We start from the raw sequence: 15,274 nt of genomic DNA, 5'->3' as shown, positions 1-15,274 counted from the left end.
ATGAGAGTAGGGGGGATATGGCATGGCAGAACAGCTTCAACTGGAATTGGGAAATATACGGATATCGAATGACGTTGTCTCAAAAATTGCCGGCCTGGCCGCGCTTGAGACTCCCGGAATTGCAGCCATGTCTGGCGGTTTGTCAGAAGGCTGGGCAAAGCGCCTGAGCGGCAAGAACGTGCAGAAGGGCGTTACTGTCGAAGTTGGCCAATTGGAAGCTGCGGTAGACTTACGCATCATCGTACTGTACGAAACGCCGATTCATGAAGTGTGCCGCATGCTTCAGCAGAATGTCCGCGAGGCTGTGGAGAGTATGACCGGGCTTCACATCGTAGAGGTTAACGTTAAGGTCGAAGGCGTAGCCTTCAAGAACGACGAGATTTCTTAAGCACAATTATACTAGGCATCCATGCAAAAGGCAGTCCGGAATATATTCCGGACTGCCTTTCTACTTGTTGGCTCAACCCTCATCAGCATGCAGGTTGCCTCTTAGCGTGCGCGTGTACCTGCACTTCTGTTGTTTCGCACTTGTCTGACCGTAGTCACAGACTTCACGACTTCCTCCTTGGCAGGACGGTTGGTCTCCCGTGAGATGCTCAGCATAATCCCCATACAGAGCATGGTGACGAGCAGGGAGGAGCCGCCATAGCTGATGAAGGGCAAGGTGACCCCGGTCATCGGAATTGTATTCGTGACACCGCCAATGTTGATGAAGGCTTGAATGGCGATGAGCCCCATGATTCCGATGCCGACCAGAGTGCCGAATGGATCGGTGCACCGCAGTGAGATCAGAATTCCTCTCCAGATAAAATACAGATAGAGCAGCAGGAACACGGCGGTTCCGACGAATCCCAGCTCCTCACCGATGACGGAGAAAATAAAGTCGGTATACGGATAAGGCAGATAATGCAGCTTCTGAATACTTTGCCCGAACCCGGAGCCTTGTGTTCCACCTTCACCGAGGGCGATCAGAGACTGCATAATATTATATCCACTGCCCTCGGAATTTCCCTGAGGGTCCAGGAAGGCTTCGATACGGCCCTGTCTGTAGTCCTTCTGAATCTCTGCCTTCTCGGTCGGCGGAGACAAGGAATCGATAGCGGCCTTCGCCCCGATGACGAGGGCTACTCCCAGAACAAGCAGAGCGATCGATCCCATGATGTGCTTCATGCTGGCGCCGCCGGCATAGATAACAAGGCCGCTGGTCGCTACGAGAATGAGACAGGAGCCCAGATCGGGCTGCATCATAATCAGTCCGGCGACAATTCCGACGATAATCATGACCGGGATATACCCTGTCCGCAAATCGCGCAGACGTTCGCCTTTTTTGGTGATCAGGGCAGCCAGGTAGAGAATGATAGAGATCTTGGCCAGCTCGGTAGGCTGAATCCCCAGGGTTCCGATACTCATCCAGCTCTTGGCGCCGTTAATCCCCTCGGTGGTTGCTACGAACAGCAGGAGGACGAGGGTAATCACGAAGATCGGTGCGTACCATTTCTTAAATTTGCTGTAGTGGATGTTCATGACCACGAACATGATGAAGCTGCCCAGCACGGCCCAAACCACTTGCTTTTTGACGAAGAAAAATGCATTATTGCTGTATTTCTCGCTCGCAAGGGTTAAGCTGGAACTGGAGCTGAACACCATAAGCAAGCCGAAGCCCACGAACAGCAGGGTGAGAATAAGCAACTGGAAATCGGGTGTTCCTCTTTTGGGCGGGCTGGCCTTGGAGGCCTTCTTTCCCTTCGCGGTGCTCAAGCTTCCAGCAGCGCTTTCAATTCACCGATATGCTTCCGGGCTACCTCAAGCACCGGCTGAGGCACCGGAGATTCATATTCCAGTCCGTGGGGGAATGTAGCCTTGCCTAGGTAGACAGCTTCAATAGCCAGTACCGCGTCCGCCTTCTCCAGCTTCCCTTCCACAGCACGGGTATTAATGCGCAGGAAGTATTCGCCGCCGTCCTTGCGGTCTTCTATCTTGCAGTCGTAGGTCGCCCGGTAGTATTCCCATTGCCATCTGATGAATCCTGCTCTTGCTGCACTTTCGTCGAGATAAAGAAGGTTGCTCTTCAATCCTTCGAGACCCGTGTTCTCAAATATCATAGCGCACAACTCCCCTTAATGAAGTATAATGATTCATTTGTAATTAAAATTTGTTATTGTTCTTCCTCATGATAGTCTGTTTCCCGGGGTTGTGCAAGGTAGAACGGGCTGATCGATACCCACTTTTTTGTGTTTCTGCTACAATAAAAGAAAGTTGGCAGTCTGCGGAGCGGGCAGAGCCTACGGGCTTGTCCTGACGGCTTGTCCGCAGGATGCTGCCAGAGAAGGGAATGGAGAGTTATGGAGAGGTTAGAGATCGGGGAGCTGCTCCCGGAAATGATCAAGTGGCGCCGCCATCTGCACCGTCATCCGGAGCTGTCCTATCAGGAGAAGGAGACCTCCGCTTATGTCGGGGCAAGGCTCGCGGAGCTGGGGATTGAGGTCCGGCGGAGTGAAGCAGGCTATGGATTGACAGGTATACTTAAGGGCCGGGAGTCCGGCAAAACGGTAGTCCTGCGTGCCGATATGGACGCGCTGAATATTACAGAGGAGAGCGGCCGGGAATATGCTTCCCAGCACCCCGGAGTGATGCATGCCTGCGGCCATGACGGCCATACCGCCATGCTGCTGGCTGCGGCGGCGTATTACAGCTCCCGCCGTGAGGAGCTGAAGGGGGAGATCCGCTTTCTGTTCCAGCCGGCGGAAGAGGTGTGTCCCGGCGGCGCAGTAGGCATGATTGCGGAAGGCGTGCTTGCGGGTGCAGATGCCGTCTACGGGCTGCATCTGTGGACACCGTTCCTTCTCGGGACGGTAGGCAGCGCGCCAGGTCCGCTTATGGCCTCAGCCGATGAGTTCTTCATTGATCTGATCGGCCGGGGAGGACACGGCGGAATGCCCCACCGCACGGCAGACAGCATTGTGGCCGGTGCGGCACTGGTTACCGGGCTGCAGACGATTGTCAGCCGGAATGTTGATCCGTTGCGTCCGGCAGTAGTCAGCATAGGAACGATTCAAGGAGGTTCGGCCCAGAATATCATAGCCGAGCGTTGCCGGATTACCGGGACGGTGCGGGCATTTGATGAAGAGACGCGTCATCTGATCCGCCGCCGCATTGAAGAGATGGCGGCCTCTGTAGCCGCAGCCTATGGTACGGAGGCCAAGGTGGACTATCTGATGGGGTACCCGCCGCTGGTGAATGACGAGGCGGAATATGAACGTTTTGCCCGTGTTGCCCCGAAGGCGCTTGGGACAGATGCCGATGTGATGCTGATGGAGAAGATTATGCCTGCGGAGGACTTTTCCTATTATGTTCAGGAGATTCCCGGCTGCTTCATCTTCGTCGGTGCGGGCAATGCGGCCAAGGAGGCTGTCTATCCGCATCATCACAGCAAATTTGATTTCGATGAGGATGCCATGCTCTATGGCTTGAAGCTGCTTGTAGGTATGGCCGACTCCTGTCTGAATGAGTCAATTTCCGTATAAATGTTACCGTTACAGGAAAAACTACTCTCAAATGCCACGCTAACGTGGACGGGAGGGTTCATTCTTGAAGACAGTCAAAGAAGTAATGACCGCGCAGCCGGTGTCGGTTACTCTGCTGGACAATATCTATGAGGTTGCCGTTGCCATGAGAGATAGCGGGACGGGCTTTATTCCGGTGGTAGATTCGGCTGATGGAGCAACGCTGATTGGTGTGATTACAGACCGCGATCTGGTCATCCGCGGGTACGCGGCCAAGCATCCCGGCTCAACAGCCGTGGAGACTGTCATGAGCCGGGAGATCCTCTCCGTTGAGGAATCCGCCTCTGTGGAGGAGGCGGCTGAGCTGATGGCCTCCGCACAGATCCGGCGCATTCCGGTGACGCAGGGCAAGAAGCTGACCGGAGTAGTCTCCTTAGGTGATCTGGCAGACAAGAGAATGTTCGCAGATGAGGCTGCTGAGGCGCTCCATGAAATCTCGCAGCGCCAGCAGCTGCATTAATAGAATGACGAATGGCTCATATCCGTTAGGCGGAAATGGGCTTTTTCGTTGTAGGGAGAATGTGGATGCTGGCTAATGAGCCATTGAGTAACATTAACAGCTTAAACCGCTATCACACATAAGGAGGGAACAGGATGAGAGGAGTAGAGGCGGGGCCATGTATAATACGGAATGACCGGACAATTTTGCTGGAATGCGGACATCCGGGATTTGAGGAGGCGCGGGCGGTTCTAAGCGGCTTTGCCGAGCTTGTCAAAAGTCCTCCAGCCTATCACACTTACCGGATCACGCCTTTGTCCCTATGGAATGCCGCAGCCGGGGGGCAGTCTGCGGCAGAGGTCACTCAAGGACTCCGCAGGCTGTCCAGGTGGGGCATTCCTTCCGAGGTGGAGGGGGAGATGGAGCTGTTAATGTCCCGTTACGGAAGCTTGCACCTGCATGCAGATGAGAGTGATTCACAGCTTGTCAGGTTAACTGCTGACCGGGCGAGCCTGCTGGATGAACTGGATGATGCTCAGGAGCTGAAGGAGCTGGGCCTCTGCCGGGCCGGGGAGCTGCATAGCTATTGTCCGAAGATGAACCGGGGCTTGCTGAAGCAGGAGATGACCAGACTGGGTTATCCGGTTCTTGACTACGCCGGGTACCGGGACGGACAGAAGCTGAAGCTAGCCTGGCGGGAGTCTATTGGGAACAACGTCCGAGAGGGCAGCAGCAGTGGATTCGAGCTACGGGATTATCAACGGGAGGCTGTCCGTAAGTTCCAGGGGACTGGAGGACATGGAGGCAGCGGAGTGGTCGTGTTGCCCTGCGGGGCAGGCAAGACGGTTGTGGGCCTTGGGGTGCTGGAGCAGCTGCAGTGTGAGACGCTGATCCTTACTTCGAGCACGACTTCTGTAGAACAGTGGCGCGGGGAGCTGCTGCTGCGGACCTCGCTGAGCGAAGAGGAGGTTGGGGAATACACGGGAGAGCACCGGGAGGTGCGGCCTGTAACCGTTGCAACCTATCAGATGATGACCCATAGGCGCTCCAAGGGAGGAGCGTTCGTCCATATGAATCTGTTCCATGAACGGAATTGGGGGCTGATTATCTATGACGAGGTCCACCTGCTTCCGGCACCTGTCTTCCGGGCAACCGCAGATATTCAGGCTACGCGGCGGCTGGGGCTGACAGCAACGCTGGTCCGGGAGGACGGACGGGAGGGAGATGTGTTCTCCCTGATCGGCCCGAGATGCTATGACCTGCCCTGGAAGGTGCTGGAGCGGCAGGGATGGATTGCGGCTGTCGATTGCATCGAGGTCATCGTTCCGATGAGCCAGGAGCTGCGGCAGCAATATCTGTATGCCGGGGCGAAGGAGCAGTTCCGGCTGGCGGCCGGCAATCAGGCCAAGGCTCAGGCGGCAGCACAGCTTGCCAAGGCGCATCCCGCAGCGGCGATACTTGTGATCGGCCAGTATCTGGACCAGTTGGAACAGCTGGCGGCGCTGCTTGCGGCCCCGCTGATCACAGGCAAGACTCCGCAGAAGGAGCGGAACGCGCTCTATGCTGCGTTCAATGAAGGCAAGCTGCCGGTGCTGATCGTCTCCAAGGTAGCGAATTTTGCTGTGAATCTGCCGGATGCCTCAGTGGCAATTGAGGTATCCGGCGCCTTCGGTTCCCGCCAGGAGGAGGCTCAGCGGCTGGGCCGCATCCTTCGTCCGAAGCCGGGGGATAACCGGGCGTATTTCTACACGCTGGTTACGGGAGACAGCCGGGAACAGGATTTCGCTCTGCGCCGCCGGATGTTTCTGACTGAGCAAGGCTACGAATACGGGGTCCGGATGCTGGACCCGGCGGAAGGAGCTGTTCTCTGATGGAACTGGAACCGGCAGATGATATTAGCAGACTATCTTCGGACGCCTGTGAAGTACTGCTGCGGATAGCGGCAGAGCATGCGGCCTCGCCGTGTACAGCAGATTCTATAGAGCGTCTGCGGCCTGAATTCCTGTGCAGGGCTGAACAGATACTGGCCCTGGAGGAACTGCTTCATACGGGGATGCTGGAGCTGCGTCAAAAGGTGTGGGGAGAGAGGCTGTATCAGGTACCGCAGCAGCAGTATCCCTTGATCCTGCGGAGCTTCTGGACGGGTTGCCCGCAGGTACAGGTGGAGGGGACAATACGGGTTGAGCATGCGGCGTGTTCAGAACTGGCAGGGGAGATATTTCAAAGCCTGTTGTTCATAGCCCGTGAAGGCCTGCCGCTGACATCTAAGGGAGTGTTACATAAGAAGCAGCTCAGCCGGTTAGCCGGAAGGTTGTCCATACCGGAGGGGGCTTTGGCCCTGCTGGAGTCCTCCGCCGGTCACCAGAGCTATCCGCTGCCGGTTACATTAATCATTGATCTGCTGAGCGCACTGGGGCTGATCACCCGCGACAATAGCGGGTATGCATTAGACAGACCGGTGCTGCAACGCTGGCTGACGCTTACTGCTCAGGAGATGACGGATACACTCTATACCTTGATCATCAGCCGTTACGGTGCTCCGCTGCCTGAAGAGCAGCATTTCAGACATTTGCTCTCGGCAGCGGAGTTTAAGGCGGACGAGTGGTTTGCGGTAGCGCCTGTACTAAGCTGGATGAGACAGAATGGTCTTGCCGGAGAGCAGGCTGTGCCGGGGACGGCAGGGACAGACTCAGGGCTTAAGCAGGCTGCACTTGCCTGGCTTCGCCTTCTGGCCGCCTTCGGATGGTGTGAGCTAGGATCTTCAGCAGAAGGGGAGGAGTGCTTTCGCTGGAAGGCAGTGAAGCCACAGCTAACGGGGCATAGTCTAGGAGCAACCCCGCAGAATCAAGAGGGGTACCTAGACAGCGCCTCCGAAGCTCAAGACACCGCCTTCAGCCCGCAGAGACCCGCAGCAACTGAAGCCGCACGCAGCCCGCTGCCGCAAGAATCGGATTCAGCTTTCCCCGGCTTCATTGTCCAGCCGGATTTCGAGGTGCTGGTTCCGCCGGAGGTCCCGTATACGGTCCGCTGGACCTTGGCCGGGTGTGCGGAGCTGCTGCACCACGAGGATATCTGGAGCTTCCGGCTAACGCGGGAGCGGCTGGAAGCGGCAGCGGACCAGGGCTTCGCTCCGGGTGAGGTGATCTCCTGGCTGAACGACCATGCCGCCGGAGGATTGCCGGAGCAGGCCATACTTGCGCTCCGGCAGTGGGCCAGAGCGATCGGGCGGACTGAACTGGCGGAGGTGCTTCTGCTGTCCTGTGCCGGAGAGCAGGAGGGCGGGGATATCGCTGCTCATCCCCGGCTGCAGGACATCGTTACCCGGATTGGCCCGCTCCACTTCATCGTCCGGCCGGAGGCAGCCGGGCAGCTGCGCAAGGAGCTTGCCGCCGCCGGTCTGGCGCCGTCTGTAAGGGCAGGGAAGCTGAACGGGACTGCCCCTACCCAACTGTTTGAACTGTCCGGGACAGTACAGCGTTACGAGCTTCCTGCCGCAGCCGGGGAACGGGGCCTGTTGGGAACGGGACCCTCCCCGAAGCTTCTGCCGCCGGACAGGGGCACCCCCCCGATGCTGGAGCTGCCGGGTGAAGAGGCCGTGCCGCAGATGTGGTTCAATCAGTGGAGGCAGTATCATGCCACCACAGCGCAAAAGGTAATGGAGCATGCCCTAAGCTGGGGAATCAAGGTCCGGCTCTCCTATGGCGGCAAGGCGGCGGATTTCATTCCGGAGCGGATCAGCGGACGTCCATGGAGGGTGCGGGGTATTCTGCTTTTTCCGGGGACGGGGACGGCAGAGGAGGCAGAGCTTGCAGCGGAAGACTGGCAGGAAATTCAGCTGTTGCATCCGCTTAGGTACAGAAATTCTTCTTCTGCTGAGGCGGGCGGATATGTTATGATAAGGTAGTCTATCGCTGCGGTAGAACATTAAATGCAGAAAAGAGTTGAAGTTCATGAGCGTAGCGGAATTAAATACGGTCGATATGGCCGAAGTGCTGACATACGCCTATGAATTAGGCGATATGATTAATCAATCCGCAGAAGTGTCGGATTACCTATACTGGAAGGGGCAGGTGGATAACCATCCCGAAATCCAGGCCATGATCAAGCGGCTGCAAAGCAAGAAGGAGCTGTTTGAGGAGACACAGCGGTTTGGTCATTTTCACCCGAACTATCACTCGGCCAAGGATGAGGTTGAGGCTGTAGAACGGGAGCTGGAGCAGTTCGAAGCGGTAGTCCGCTTCAAGAATGCGGAGAAGACGCTGGATGATATTCTTCATTCCATGTCGGAGGCGATCGCATTCTCGGTCTCGGACAGCATCAAGGTTCCTAGTAACGACCCGTCCCCCAAGGGCGGATGCGGCAGCGGCGGCAAATGCTCTTGCGGATAAGCTGACCCGTGAGGAGACAGAGAAAGAGAGGCGGATAAGCTTATGTTTGCGGAACGGACAGGTTATATCGTATGGGTTAGCGACGTCAAGGCGGCACGCAACCTGGAGAAGTACGGCACACTGCACTACGTTTCCCGTAAAATGCATTACGCGGTAATGTACGTCAATGCGGAGCGCGCCGAGGAAGTCATGAAGAATGTCCGCAGACTTTCTTATGTGCGTAAGATTGAGCGTTCGTACCGCAATGAACTGAAGACGGAATATACCAGCAACGGACCGGACAAGTCCAAGTATTACGGTCTGTAGTTCAGGGATAAAGGGTAGTTAGACAGGCGCCGCTGGCGTCTGTTTTTTTAGGGAGGGGGACCCGCAATGAACAAAGAGGAACAGGTCTTAACCGCTTTCCGGGAACTATTTAATAAGATGAACTGGCTGAACAAGTCGAAGATGGAGATCAGTCTTAAGGGCAATAAACCCTCCGAGGTGCACTGTATTGAATACATCGGAACACATGCAGACGCCAACGTGACCAGGCTTGCAGAGGCCTTGTACATGACCAGGGGGGCAATCAGCAAGATAACACGGAAGCTCCTGCACAAGGGGCTTATCGAGAGCTACCAGAAGCCGGACAATCAGAAGGAAATCTATTTCAGGCTTACTGTTAAAGGGGGGGCTGTATATCAGATCCATGACGAACTGCACCGTGAGTTCCGGGAGCGGGACAGACCTGTGTTTGAGCAGGTGACCGACAGCCAGTATGCCGGGATGCTAAGCTTCATGGAGAAGTACAATAGGCATTTGGATGAAGAGATTAAGAAGCAGGAACTGGAGAACGGCACGAAAGAAGATTGATTTTCCCTATATACTTTAGGCATAATAGTTCAGGCAGAGCTACCTTCACCCGACAGGGTGTTTTTTTATGTCTATATTTTTGTTTCCGTGGAATCAAAAATGTGTTAGGATGATATTGTTTCTTAGGAAACAAAGCATAAACTCTAAGGAGGCAAGATACATGTCTACATCCAAACCTGCTCATCATCAAGATCAATCTTCAGAACCAAAGGTAGACAAGCACGCGCTTATATTCGGTCTAATCTCAGTATTTTTATGCGGAATAGGCTTCAGTATTATCGCTCCTGTGGTTCCGTTTCTCGTCCAGCCTTACATTAGCGATCCCGGAAAACAAGCGGTGATGGTTACCCTGCTGACTTCAGCGTATGCGGCCTGCCTGTTCTGTGCCGCGCCTGTGCTGGGTGCGCTGAGTGATAAATACGGGCGGCGTCCACTGCTTCTCCTATGCCTGCTGGGTTCTGCTGCCGGTTACTTCATATTTGGCCTTGGAGGGGCTTTGTGGGTGCTGTTCGCCGGGCGGATCATTGAAGGGATCACAGGCGGGAGCATCGGTACGATCTTCGCTTATTTTGCAGACATTCTTCCGCCGGAGCAACGGACTAAGTACTTCGGATGGGTGAGCGCGGTGGTAGGGGCGGGTACTATTATCGGTCCGTCTGTGGGCGGGCTGCTGGCCAAGTTCGGATACTCGGTGCCCATGTATGCTGGCGCAGCCGTGACACTACTCAATGTGGGTTATGGCTTCCTCTTCATGCCGGAGAGTCTGGAGAAAAGCAAGAGACTAAAGGTCATCCCCTTAGTCAGGCTGAATCCCTTTTCTCAGCTTGCCAGCCTGCTGTCCATGAAGAACCTTAACAGGCTGTTGGTCTCTGCGCTCCTGCTGTGGATACCGAATGGATCATTCCAGGCTATTTTTTCACAGTTCACGTTGGATAATTTCAGCTGGAAGCCGGTTATCATTGGAGTGATGTTCTCCATCATGGGCTTGCAGGATATCCTGTCCCAAGGGTTCATTATGCCGAAGCTCCTGAAAAGATACAGTGACAGGCAAATAGCGCTCCTCGGAATGGTCTCGGAAATTGTTGGCTACATCCTGTTTGCGTTGTCGGCTGTGCTCGCCTTTTATCCTCTTTTTATCGCAGGGATGTTTATCTTCGGCTTCGGCGATTCGGTCTTCGGGCCTTCGTTCAACGGAATGCTGTCCAAATCTGCCGCTGCGGGCGAACAGGGATGGGTTCAAGGAGGCAGCCAATCGATTCAGGCACTGGCGAGAATGATCGGGCCTCTGGTCGGAGGACAGCTCTACGTGTCCCTTGGACCGGCTGCACCGGCCTTCATGGGGGTGATCCTAATTGGAGCGGCAATCCCTGTGCTCTATACGATTAACCGGGCAGAAATACTGTCGAAATAAGTCGTTAATGTGAAAAATGTTTAGAAAGCCATGCCCCGTCCCGAAGTTTATCCCTGCTTAATAATTCCAATCTATGCTGAGGAGAGTGTTATTGAATTCACGAAGACAAGCAGACGGGGGATTAGATGAATAAGACAGGAGCCCTGTCCCGCAAGCTTGCGGCTTTGCCGCAATATCTGAGGTACATGAGCGGGAGATTCAGGGATGAGGTTCAGGAGCTGGGCAGATTAGCTGTGCTGCTGGAGATTATGGAGCATGAATTGCTGGATACGTATTTTCAGCCCATTCTGCATTTGCGGACCGGGGAGACACTGGGACATGAGGCGCTGAACCGCCCGCCCGCTTCGCCGCAGTTTCCGAGCACGGAGCACTTTTATGATTTTGCCGGACGGAGTGATCAGATGTTCCGCTTCGAGCAGTACTGCCGGAGAATGTCGCTGTCCCGGTATATGGAGCGGCTGCCGGAGGCAGAGGCCGGGAACAGGGAACTTCTGTTCTTGAATGTGCAGCCCGGTGTGCTGTATGACCCCCGCCACAAGAGCGGAGAGACGCTGGGCTATCTGAAGGAGCTGGGGCTTTCGCCGGAGCGGATCGTCTTCGAGCTGACAGAGCGCCAGGCGGTGCAGGACTATGTCCGGTTTGAAAAGGTTCTGTCCCATTACCGCGAGCAGGGCTTCCGCATTGCTGTGGATGATGCCGGCTCCGGCTACAACAGTCTCAAGACGCTGGTCTATCTGAAGCCGGAATTCATCAAGCTGGACAAATCCCTCATCCGGGGTATTCATACCAGCCGGGAGCAGCAGGAGCTCCTGGGACTGGTCAGGGAATATGCCGACCGTTCTTCCACCCGGGTGATAGCCGAGGGGATTGAGACTGCGCCGGAGCTGCATTTTTTACAGATGGCGGGAGTGGAATATGGTCAGGGCTTTGCGCTCGGGAGGCCGGCTCACCGGCCTGAGCGTGGAGCGCTTCCGTCTCCGGTGCTTCCGTATCCAGTCAAGGGAGGGTGTAAGCATGTTTCTTCAGATCGGTGAAATCGCTGAACAAATCCCGGACATTTCGATTCATCACAAATGCGGGTTTGTCGACCAGATTTTTAAAAGCAATCCCCAGCTCCAAGGCGTAGCCGTCACACAAAACGGGCGGACTGCCGGATTGATTATGAGGATCAGCTTTTATCAGAAAATAGGTACGCTATACGGCTATACGCTCTATATGGGCAGACCTGTAGAGCTGGTGATGGACACAAATCCGTTGGTGGTGGACTATAACACGCCCATTATCGAGGTAAGCCGGCAGGCGATGTCCAGGCGGGAAGAGAATCTGTACGATTATGTGATCGTAACTCACGAGAAGGCTCTGTTCGGTGCGGTCAGCGTACGGGAGCTGCTGCTTAACTTCGCGGAGATTCAGGCAGTGGCCGCCAGCTTCCTGAATCCGTTAACGGGTCTGCCGGGGAATATCAGCATTACCGAGTGGATGGTGAAGACGCTGCTGCAGGATGAATTCAGTGTACTCTACATCGATCTTGACCATTTTAAGGCGTACAACGACACCTACGGTTTCAAGGAAGGCGACCGGATGATTCAAGCTACTGCGGAGCTGCTGAAGCACGAGGCGCTGCGGATGAACGGATTCCTGGGGCATATCGGCGGGGATGATTTTATTATTTTTATCAGCAATTATCACTATGAGGAATGCTGCAGAAGCATTATCGCGGCGTTCGATACGGCAGTTAAGGATTTCTATCATGCCGGGCATCTGGCCCAGAAATACGTGCTGACCGAGAGCCGTTCGGGACAACTGGAGGAGATTCCGCTGGTCTCGATCTCGATTGCCGTCGTTACGAACCGCAGCCGCCGGTTTGCTTCCATTGAAGAGCTGTCGGTAGAGGCGGCCCGCTTCAAAAAAAGCTGCAAAATGATCAGAGGCAGCAGCTACGTCGATGACACCGATATCAGTATACATAGGACGGGCAGCTGACGTTTCGCACTGCAACACTCCCGGGGAGGGCAGGATGCTTGAACAACGGCCCTAAGTGCGGTAAGATTGACAACAATAAGAGCATGCCAAGACCCTTTTTACGTGGAGTGTGATGACTATGCAGGGCAAGGGGCTGGATTGGTGGGGCGAGCACGAACCCTTCCATATCATGCTGAATAACTACGGGATTGCCGACATCGTGCTGACCCGGCATGCGGGGAGCCGTTATGCGGACCGGGTAGCTGCTGAGGACAGCGGGAATGTGGAGGTGACCGCCTGGATCTGGCAGGCTTTGAAGCAGAATCGGCTGAGACCTTACTCGAACAGTGATTATAATGCCTATCTGATCGATAATGATACGGTGATCGTGGTTAATTTCAGGCAGCTTGAGGGCGTCACCGCCCTCTCCGGAGAGCCGCTGTATGTCATGGTGATCGTGTCTTTTCTGGGCAAAATATCGGTGACTCCGCAGCTTCGGGATCTCAAGAGATACTATTCCTGGCTGCGTCATTCCCGGCGCATGAAGCTGTCCAAGAAACGCCGCAGGCGCAAGTAGGATACTTGAAACGAGGGAGGCATGCGGCTTAGGGCTGTGTGCCTTTTTTGCTCTACACTCTACAACTGTAATTAGCGAAGGAGTCAGTAACGTATGAATTTTCATCAGCTTCATATTTTCTATACCGTGTCCGAACGGGGCAGCTTCTCGGCGGCGGCACAGACTCTGCATATGACCCAGCCTGCGGTGACCATGCAGATTCAGGCGCTGGAGGATTATTTCGGAACCAAGCTGTTCGACCGCTCCACCAAAAAAATCATACTCACTGAGGCCGGCCTGACGCTGATGCCGTTCGCGGTGCGCAGCATGCAGCTGATGCGCGAGACGGATCAGGCGATGTCAGCCTTCACCCACATGCTGGAGGGCCGTCTGATGCTCGGAGCCAGCCTGACCATCGGCGAATATGTGCTCCCCCGCCTGCTGGGGCCTTTCGGCAAGGAATATCCGAATATCTCGATTATGATGAAGGTGATGAACACTTCACAGATTATGGATGAGATTCACAAGCATCAGCTCAATTTCGGGCTGATTGAAGCGCCGGTCTCCCACCCGGATATGGTGATTGAGCCGGTAATGGGCGATGAGCTGAAGCTCATCGTTCCCGGGGAGCATCCGCTGGCCGGCCAGGCGGAAGTGACGCTGGCGCAGGCGCTCGCCTACCCGTTCGTGCTGCGTGAACGCGGTTCCGGTACACGGCGGGTGATGGAGGAGCAGCTTGAGGCGAACGGACTTGATCCTGCGGCGATGCAGATTGTGATGGAGCTGGGCAGTACGGGAGCGGTGAAGTCGGCGGTAGAGGCGGGATTGGGGATTACCATCATCTCGACCTCCTCGGTCAAGCATGAAGTGGCACTCGGCCTGCTCAAAATTGTTAATCTGACGGATGCCTCCTTCAAACGGCAATTCTACGCCATTCATCTGAAATCGACCCTGCTGCCGATCTCGGCGGTAACCTTCCTGAGCTTCCTGCGCGAGCATGCCGGCGGACAGTAACCTTAATTAAAAGAACAAATTAAAAGAACGGAGGAATTCTATGACAGACCATAAGCGTCATAGCGGTCCATCAGAGGCGGAGTTAGTTACAACGGTTCTTGCTGATACTGCCGGAAGATGCGACCTGCACACCCATACCCAGGCCTCGGACGGCATGCAGCCGCCGGCTGAGAATGTGCGGCTTGGGTATGAGGCCGGCTTAGCAGCGTTAGCCATTACTGACCATGATACGGTCAGCGGTGTAGCGGAAGCGGTGGAAGCAGGTAAGCGGTATGGGATTGCTGTAGTTCCCGGTGTTGAGATTAGCACACGGCAGGGCGGGAAGGAGATCCACGTCCTCGGTTACTATATTGACATAGAGCAGGAGCTGCTGCTGTCCCGCCTGGAGGAGCAGCGGGGAATCCGGCTGGGGCGGAATGAAGCGATTCTGGAGAAGCTGCGCGGACTGGGTATAGCGATCACCCTGGAGCAGGTAGTGTCAGGGCTGGGCCGGGAGCTGAAGCCTGATGAGAGCATCGGCCGGCCGCACATTGCGGATGAGCTGGTACGGCTGGGTGCAGCTGTGGATATGCGGGATGCCTTCGACAAGTATCTGGGCGAAGGGGCGGCGGCTTATGTCTCGCCTCCGCGTATTACACCAGTGACAGCCTGCGAGTGGATTCGTGAAGCAGGCGGTGCAGCGGTGCTGGCCCATCCGGGAATCTACGGGGATGACGCTCTGGTCCGGAGCATTGTGGAGCAATGTGATCTGGACGGCATCGAGGTATATCATTCCGACCATGGCCCGGCAGAGCATGAGCGCTACCTTGCTCTTGCTGCGGAATTCGGCCTGCGGGTAACCGGCGGCTCCGATTTCCATGGTGCGCGGCAGGGCGTTGTTTTCCACGGGGATATCGGCAGTGTGAGTGTGCCTGCCGCTGTGCTGGAGCAGCTTAAGGCTGCCAGAGGCTGACGGCAGGACAGAGAGCATAGGGCATAGGATACAAAAAATCAGACACAAGGCACCACGCCACAGGACATCAAAACCAAAACCAAAACCAAACCAACCCAAAAACCTCCCTCCCTTAGCGTAGGCGCTACAGGAGGGAG

General features: G+C 55.5%; 16 protein-coding genes. 14 read left to right on the top strand and 2 right to left on the bottom strand.

Annotated features, from left to right (window positions below):
- Positions 1 to 22 precede the first annotated feature (22 nt).
- Positions 23 to 388: an Asp23/Gls24 family envelope stress response protein gene (locus tag NSU18_RS06220; protein ID WP_036695005.1), complete on the top strand. Its 366-nt coding sequence runs from the start codon at positions 23 to 25 to the stop codon at positions 386 to 388.
- Between the two features lie 101 nt (positions 389 to 489).
- Here the strand turns inward: NSU18_RS06220 and ftsW are convergent, their stop codons facing one another.
- Positions 490 to 1,758: a putative lipid II flippase FtsW gene (gene ftsW, locus NSU18_RS06215; RefSeq protein ID WP_341148541.1), complete on the bottom strand. Its 1,269-nt coding sequence runs from the start codon at positions 1,756 to 1,758 to the stop codon at positions 490 to 492.
- Positions 1,755 to 2,102 (bottom strand): YugN family protein, encoded by a 348-nt coding sequence (locus NSU18_RS06210; RefSeq protein WP_341148540.1) that lies wholly within the window; start codon positions 2,100 to 2,102, stop codon positions 1,755 to 1,757. Before NSU18_RS06210 ends, ftsW begins: the two co-directional genes overlap by 4 nt.
- Positions 2,103 to 2,342: 240 nt before the next feature.
- Here NSU18_RS06210 and NSU18_RS06205 point away from each other — a divergent pair, with 240 nt between their 5' ends.
- The 13 genes from NSU18_RS06205 to NSU18_RS06145 all read left to right on the top strand — a co-directional run bounded on the left by NSU18_RS06205 (position 2,343) and on the right by NSU18_RS06145 (position 15,137).
- Complete coding sequence (locus NSU18_RS06205) at positions 2,343 to 3,524, top strand: amidohydrolase (RefSeq protein WP_341148539.1); 1,182 nt, start codon at positions 2,343 to 2,345, stop codon at positions 3,522 to 3,524.
- A gap of 64 nt (positions 3,525 to 3,588) precedes the next feature.
- Positions 3,589 to 4,023, top strand: a complete 435-nt coding sequence (locus tag NSU18_RS06200; protein WP_341021153.1) for a CBS domain-containing protein — start codon at positions 3,589 to 3,591, stop codon at positions 4,021 to 4,023.
- A gap of 134 nt (positions 4,024 to 4,157) precedes the next feature.
- On the top strand, positions 4,158 to 5,873 hold the full coding sequence (locus NSU18_RS06195; RefSeq protein WP_341021155.1) for a DNA repair helicase XPB: 1,716 nt from the start codon (positions 4,158 to 4,160) through the stop codon (positions 5,871 to 5,873).
- Positions 5,873 to 7,906, top strand: coding sequence for a helicase-associated domain-containing protein (locus tag NSU18_RS06190; protein WP_341148538.1), 2,034 nt, complete (start codon positions 5,873 to 5,875; stop codon positions 7,904 to 7,906). Before NSU18_RS06195 ends, NSU18_RS06190 begins: the two co-directional genes overlap by 1 nt.
- A 46-nt stretch (positions 7,907 to 7,952) precedes the next feature.
- The gene (locus tag NSU18_RS06185) at positions 7,953 to 8,390 is read left to right on the top strand and encodes a YlbF family regulator (RefSeq protein ID WP_341021159.1); all 438 of its coding nucleotides are present in this window, start codon (positions 7,953 to 7,955) and stop codon (positions 8,388 to 8,390) included.
- A 42-nt stretch (positions 8,391 to 8,432) separates the two neighbouring features.
- Positions 8,433 to 8,696, top strand: coding sequence for a YlbG family protein (locus NSU18_RS06180; RefSeq protein ID WP_036694997.1), 264 nt, complete (start codon positions 8,433 to 8,435; stop codon positions 8,694 to 8,696).
- A 66-nt stretch (positions 8,697 to 8,762) separates the two neighbouring features.
- Positions 8,763 to 9,242 carry a MarR family transcriptional regulator gene (locus NSU18_RS06175; protein WP_341148537.1) on the top strand — a complete coding sequence of 160 codons (480 nt, stop codon included), beginning with the start codon at positions 8,763 to 8,765 and terminating at the stop codon, positions 9,240 to 9,242.
- Positions 9,243 to 9,402: 160 nt separating this feature from the next.
- Positions 9,403 to 10,653 carry an MFS transporter gene (locus NSU18_RS06170; protein WP_341148536.1) on the top strand — a complete coding sequence of 417 codons (1,251 nt, stop codon included), beginning with the start codon at positions 9,403 to 9,405 and terminating at the stop codon, positions 10,651 to 10,653.
- Between the two features lie 125 nt (positions 10,654 to 10,778).
- Positions 10,779 to 11,687 (top strand): EAL domain-containing protein, encoded by a 909-nt coding sequence (locus NSU18_RS06165; protein WP_341021166.1) that lies wholly within the window; start codon positions 10,779 to 10,781, stop codon positions 11,685 to 11,687.
- A complete protein-coding gene (locus NSU18_RS06160) occupies positions 11,668 to 12,636 on the top strand; it encodes a GGDEF domain-containing protein (protein ID WP_341021168.1) in 969 nt (322 codons plus the stop codon). The genes NSU18_RS06165 and NSU18_RS06160 overlap by 20 nt, the downstream gene beginning before the upstream one ends.
- A 112-nt stretch (positions 12,637 to 12,748) precedes the next feature.
- Positions 12,749 to 13,192: a hypothetical protein gene (locus NSU18_RS06155; RefSeq protein WP_341021169.1), complete on the top strand. Its 444-nt coding sequence runs from the start codon at positions 12,749 to 12,751 to the stop codon at positions 13,190 to 13,192.
- A 93-nt stretch (positions 13,193 to 13,285) separates the two neighbouring features.
- Positions 13,286 to 14,185 carry a selenium metabolism-associated LysR family transcriptional regulator gene (locus tag NSU18_RS06150; protein ID WP_341021171.1) on the top strand — a complete coding sequence of 300 codons (900 nt, stop codon included), beginning with the start codon at positions 13,286 to 13,288 and terminating at the stop codon, positions 14,183 to 14,185.
- 40 nt (positions 14,186 to 14,225) lie between these two features.
- Complete coding sequence (locus tag NSU18_RS06145; protein WP_341148535.1) at positions 14,226 to 15,137, top strand: PHP domain-containing protein; 912 nt, start codon at positions 14,226 to 14,228, stop codon at positions 15,135 to 15,137.
- Positions 15,138 to 15,274 lie beyond the last annotated feature (137 nt).

Source organism: Paenibacillus sp. FSL H8-0048 (assembly GCF_038002825.1).
Classification (GTDB): Bacteria; Bacillota; Bacilli; order Paenibacillales; family Paenibacillaceae; genus Paenibacillus_AQ.
This window is presented reverse-complemented; position numbering and strand designations above follow the sequence as displayed.